The organism is Microcoleus sp. MON2_D5, from assembly GCF_036701905.1.
Classification (GTDB): Bacteria; Cyanobacteriota; Cyanobacteriia; order Cyanobacteriales; family Microcoleaceae; genus Microcoleus.
Genome location: NZ_JAUBRM010000225.1, coordinates 1 through 1,454 on the forward strand (window position 1 = coordinate 1; position 1,454 = coordinate 1,454).

General features: G+C 45.7%; 2 pseudogenes. Both read right to left on the reverse strand.

The annotated features are described in order from the left end of the window. Positions 1–66: 66 nt before the first annotated feature. Positions 67–168 (reverse strand): annotated as a pseudogene (locus tag QUA47_RS30820) (IS1 family transposase); the annotation flags it as partial. A gap of 9 nt (positions 169–177) precedes the next feature. Further along, positions 178–1,147 (reverse strand): annotated as a pseudogene (locus QUA47_RS31165) (ISAs1 family transposase). Between the last annotated feature and the right edge of the window lie 307 nt (positions 1,148–1,454).

Genomic DNA, 1,454 nt, shown 5'->3' on the forward strand with positions numbered 1-1,454 from the left:
CGTTTAGGCATGACTTGTCCTCGTTGCACTCTTGACGCTCTTTCAGTATATCATTCCGGTGCAACCGGAATTGATATCATCTAGTTCTCCGACATCGGGAATTGTGTCTGGTTCGTAAGCGTCTGGCAAAAGTTCTCCCACCTGTTTGACCCAATTAATTATTGTTGTATCACAGGGCTATTTCATTCTAAACAAGTCTTTGAGGATGTTAAAATTAAAGCTAGCAAGACGTTGAGCTTGAGCCATGTTTTGAAAGCCATAATCGCGATACAAATTGAGGGCAAAATTGCGTGCGATTGCCCAACATTGAACAAGCCCGTTGGTGCGAATACGAGAAGCATCTTCGCCTTGGGTTACATCACGAACATAATGAACTTTGTTTTCGACTCCCCAATAGCCTCGAACTCTTTCGGCAAGGCGTCTGGCCGTTTCGGTCAAGGAGGTCACGTAATAGCGGGTTTCGGTAGAGAGTTCAATGATGGAGGCTCGATGCACAGCACGTTCGGATTCAACTCGAATTAAGGTTTGCAGTCCCGGAAAATCAGGAATTCCAGTCAGGTCATGACTAATGCTGACGGTGCGTTTTTCAATCCGACCATGCCTTTTGTCGATCTGGAATATCGTCTCTTGTGCTTGAAATTTGACCTGTACTGCTGTCAACAATCTGGATTGATTGCCTTTGAGTGCGCCCAAGTAATCATTACCACTATCAATGATGGTCTGAGCAGTTTTTTTGGGTGTTGATGGCATCAAAGGCGAAGACTACACCCTTAACTGCCATCTTCTGAATAAAAACCGGGAGTGCGGTGATTTCATTGGTTTTTGATGCCACCTCATAGGGTTCGAGAATCAAACCACGTTCTACAATGTAGGCAGTCACCAGCATGATTGCTGGATGCGAATCGACAGTTGGGTCGTCAGTGGGACACTCATAGGATCCGCGCAAGACTTTACCATCAGTCGCAATTGTTTCTCCTGGTTTGGCTTGAATCCCGAAGAACCTCGACAAACAACCCGAATAAGCGTGATATTCTAACCGCAGCAATGTCCGGCGAATCGTGCTGTAGGAGGGTAAACGTCCGAGGGGCGGTTGAAATAAAGCAACTAATTGAGAGTGATGGGCACTCAACCAATCCCCAATTGCCAAAAATCCCCGATTCCCGGCAGCGACTGAAGCGGGTAAATAAGGCTAAACACAGCGCTTGATGATGGCGTTGTCCTGCTTTGCGACGGGTGTCAGGCAAGTCGGCAAAGGCTTCGACAATGGCAAGTTGAGACATAGCAGCTCCCGGGCACGAGTACGATACTTTACTACTATATCCACTACTCGAATAGAATGAAATAGCCCTGGTTGTATGATGAACACCTTTGATTCTTTGGTAGTCCTGCATAGTCAGTATAATTAAGGGTTTTAATTGAGAGATAAACTAGCGTTATACTCATGAATAAAATAC